We start from the raw sequence: 3,902 nt of genomic DNA on the forward strand, positions 1-3,902 counted from the left end.
CCGACGACATCATCTGGAAGGCCGGCGAGAAACTGCCCTGGGTCGGGCCTCAGCTGGCCGCTCTCTCGACGGTCGCGAGCGCACTCGACAACGTCGCGTCGCAGTCGCTTGCGCCACTCGCCTCTGCGGCAGCATCGTTCTCGCTCGACAGCATCCGACCCCAGAACGGCGCGATCGACCTGACCGTCCTCACCAGCCTGCAAGATGCGGCCAGCACTGGTGCTTCGGGCATCGGTGCCGCAACATCCGTGATCAACGACATCGACACCACTCCCCTCGTCTCACCCCTGCGAAAGGCCGTCGACAAGGTCTCTGGCCTGCTCACCCAGGTGCACACCGGAGCCGATGCGCTCAACCGCACCACCCAGCTGCTGCCCGCCATGCTCGGCGCCGACGGACCGCGCAACTACCTCATCGTCTTTCAGAACAACGCCGAATGGCGCTCGCTCGGCGGCATCGTCGGCGCGATGGTGCTCGTGCACACCGAGAACGGCCAGATCACGCTCGCAAGCCAGGCATCGTCACAGGACTTTCCGCACTACGACTCCCCCGTCGTGCCGCTCACCGATGAGGAGCTGCGGCTTTTCGGCACGCAGCCCGCCACCTACGTGCAGAACGTCACCCAGATTCCGGACTTCACCCGTGACGCACCGATCATCCAGGCGATGTGGGAACGCCAGACCGGCACCGCCATCGATGGAGTACTCTCGCTCGACCCTGTTGCACTCTCCTACCTGCTCGAGGCGACGGGGCCTCTCACCCTGCCCACCGGCGACGAGCTGAACAGCGCGAACGCGGTGCAGCTGCTGCTCAACGAGGTCTACCTGCGCTACGAAGATCCCGACGAGCAGGACCTGTTCTTCGCCGCAGCCGCAGGCTCGGTGTTCTCGGCGCTGACTGCGGGCGGCACCGACCCCGTCACACTCGTCTCGGCGCTCGGGCGCGCAGGCGACGAGGGCCGACTCATGGTGTGGAATGCGGTGCCCGAAGAGCAGGCGATTCTCGATGGCACCACGCTGCAGGGCGTGCTCGGACCGCTCGACCCGGACGTCACCGAATTCGGCGTCTACCTCAACGACGGCACCGGTTCGAAGATGGACTACTACATGCAGGCCGAAAGCGCCGCCGGCTGGTGTGCCCCCGGCGATGCGGCTCTCACGGTCACGCTGCGTAACAATGCGCCAGCTGATGCGGCGGATCTCCCCCGCTACATCACGGGCGGCGGCTATTACGGTGTCCAGCCCGGCATCGTCGAAACGACGGCGTACGTGTACCTGCCCGAGGGCGCCACGCTGGAGTCAGCATCCGTCCCTGGCCAGGAGAATCCAGGGCTCGGCGGCGGAACGGATGCCGGTCGGCAGGTCATCGTCTGGAAGACGCAACTCGCACCCGGCGAAGAGATCACCCTGAATATTCGGGCAAACGCGACCGCAAGTAATCAGATCGTTACGCGGATGACACCCACAATTCATGATCAGAATGACTCTGCATTTGCATTTGCCTGTGAACTTCCTCAATAATCAATAAGGAAATGATTGACGTTGGAGCTCCCCAAGTGCGCCGACGTATGAGAGATTGCGGCAGCTCTGTGCTTGCCGATGCAGTATCTACACAGTCCGGAGGGGACTCATGAAGCACACGTTTACGAGGGCCGCGGTAGCCGCAGCGATCGTTGCCGGCGCAATGTTCGCCGTTCCGACAGCAGCATCGGCTTACACGCCACCGCCCACCGGCCAGGTCAGCACCTCGACCGTCGCAGCCGGTGGCACATTCACTTTCTATGTCAACGCCGATGTCTTCGTCGCCGGCGAGCCCGTCAACATCAGCATCACCGGCGAGAACGCCAGTGGCGCAACCCTCGGCTTCGTGAAGTTCGCGGTGCAGACCAAGGCTCTCGGCTCCGCTACGGCGAACGCCTCGGGCGGCCTCGACAACGTGCAGGTCACACTGCCGGCCGACGCCTCGGGCACCTACACGATCCTCGCTACCTCGGACTCCAACCCGGTCGGCGTCTCGGCGACGGTCACGGTCGGCACCGGAACCGGAACCGGAACCGGCGACAAGGACCTCGCCACCACAGGTGCTGACAGCGACGCGCTGCTCACCCTCTGGATCGGTGGCGGAGCGCTCCTGCTCGTCGGTGGCGGCATCGCCGTCGCAACGGCAGTGCGCCGCAACAAGCAGCACGCTGACGCAGTCTGATCTAGTCTTACTCGGCGATGGCCGCGACTCCCTCGGGAGTCGCGGCCATCGTTGTTTCCTGGGTGGGCGAGGCGCTGGTGCGCGCCGAGTACTTGGATAGTACCGACGAACGCGGTACTATCCAAGTAACGAGTCGGAGGAGGTGCAACATGCGAACCTTAGATGCGCTCGCGGCGTTGGAATTCCTGGGATCCAACCAGTGGAACCTCGTCACGACCGCGCAAGCTTCCGCCATCGGCATCACACGGAACATGCTCATTCGATTGACCGAGAGCGGCACCCTCCAAAGGGTACGACACGGGGTGTACGCCCTGCCGTCGGCACCACATGGTCCGCTTCAAGACGTTCGGGCAGCCTGGCTCGCGACAGATCCGAAGAAGGCGGCGACTGAACGCACTCAATCAGGTGATGCCGTTATCGTCTCCGGGCCTTCCGCTGCGGGAGTCCATGGTCTGGGCGATGTCATCGCACACAGACACGAATTCACGTCTGCTAACAGGCGCCAGAGCACACAATCGGACGTGCGGTTCAGGCGACGCGCACTGGCCAACGATGAGGTCACCATCATCGATGGTCTTCCCGTCACGACCGTGCTCAGGACATTGAGTGACCTCGCAAGGGATCAGCTCGATCTTGATCATCTCACTCACGCAGTACGTGACGCTTTGGAGAAACCAGAGGTACGCGCTTCTGACGTAGCGCATGCGCTGGGCCCTCACGCCGCCCACTTCGGCGCAGACAGCGGAAAAGATCTGCTTACCCAGATGGTTCGATCCTCGAGCATCGACCTGAAGGCGGCCGATCTCGCAGATACCCTTCTCACCTCTCAGGTGGAGCAGGTGCTCTCACACGGGCGCGAGTTGTTGTCTCGCATCCGCATCGACGGACTCGACATCGCTGGGTCCGAGATTCACCTGTCGCCGGACGTCGCCGCGAAACTTCAAGACGCTGTGGATTCTGTCCTCAGAAGTAGCATCAGATTCCCCACCGAGCTGGCAACAGATTTCAACCGCAGTATTCGAAAGGCGCTCTCCGATGGCAGTACCAGCGCTAGATATCGCAAGACGCAGAGCCTCCCTATCCGCGAAGCTGAAGAACGAAGCTAACCGCCGCGGGGTCGCTACCGACTTCGTACGCAAACAGTACGTCTTCACTATCTTTCTCGCACAGCTCTTCCACCAAGACGATGTTCCTTGGGTGTTGCTCGGCGGAAATGCGTTACTCATTCGTACAGGAAGCGGTCGTTTCACCCGCGACGTAGACCTCGCTCGCGAAGAGGGATGGGAGTCCCCAGCGGCTGTCGTTGACGAGCTGCGAAAGCTACTGGCTGTCGGTAAAGGAAAGAGCGACTTCGCTTTCATTCTGAAGAGCATCACACCACACGCCGCGCCCGACGATGACGGGTATGGCGCTCTGACTGCGAAGCTTCAAGCAGAAGCAACTCTTGGAGGAGCCACTTTCGAGAAATTCAGCATCGACCTGACAACTCGTCGTCACGCTGATGCGCCCGTCGACCAAGTCGCGCTAAAGCGCATCATCAACGACGAGTCACTGAACGGCTTGCCGAAAGTGCCAACGATCCCCGTAGAAAATCATCTGGCCGACAAAGTCTGCGCCCTGTATGAGAAGCACGGGGTTTCCGGAAAAGGTACGTCAACCCGATACCGTGACCTTGCCGACATCGTCCGAATCATCATGGC

Annotated in this window: 4 protein-coding genes; all 4 read left to right on the forward strand. The window is 62.0% G+C overall.

From position 1 onward, the window contains the following. The coding region (locus ACTIAO_RS17305) for a DUF4012 domain-containing protein (protein ID WP_441907312.1) at nucleotides 1-1,520 on the forward strand (1,520 nt) is incomplete at its 5' end. Nucleotides 1,521-1,629: 109 nt separating this feature from the next. Continuing rightward, the gene (locus tag ACTIAO_RS17310) at nucleotides 1,630-2,202 is read left to right on the forward strand and encodes a hypothetical protein (RefSeq protein ID WP_441907313.1); all 573 of its coding nucleotides are present in this window, start codon (nucleotides 1,630-1,632) and stop codon (nucleotides 2,200-2,202) included. Nucleotides 2,203-2,351: 149 nt separating this feature from the next. Further along, nucleotides 2,352-3,308: a type IV toxin-antitoxin system AbiEi family antitoxin domain-containing protein gene (locus tag ACTIAO_RS17315; protein WP_441907314.1), complete on the forward strand. Its 957-nt coding sequence runs from the start codon at nucleotides 2,352-2,354 to the stop codon at nucleotides 3,306-3,308. Nucleotides 3,309-3,399: 91 nt separating this feature from the next. Next, nucleotides 3,400-3,902, forward strand: a 503-nt coding sequence (locus ACTIAO_RS17320; RefSeq protein ID WP_441907315.1) for a nucleotidyl transferase AbiEii/AbiGii toxin family protein, incomplete at its 3' end; no start/stop codon positions are given.

Source organism: Microbacterium sp., from assembly GCF_052099035.1.
In the GTDB taxonomy this organism is placed as follows: Bacteria; Actinomycetota; Actinomycetes; order Actinomycetales; family Microbacteriaceae; genus Microbacterium.

What these genes read in the sequence shown, in the direction of transcription:
- ACTIAO_RS17310 (WP_441907313.1), top strand. Translation starts at nt 1,630, where the DNA reads ATGAAGCACACGTTTACGAGGGCCGCGGTAGCCGCAGCGATCGTTGCC.
- ACTIAO_RS17315 (WP_441907314.1), top strand. Translation starts at nt 2,352, where the DNA reads ATGCGAACCTTAGATGCGCTCGCGGCGTTGGAATTCCTGGGATCCAAC.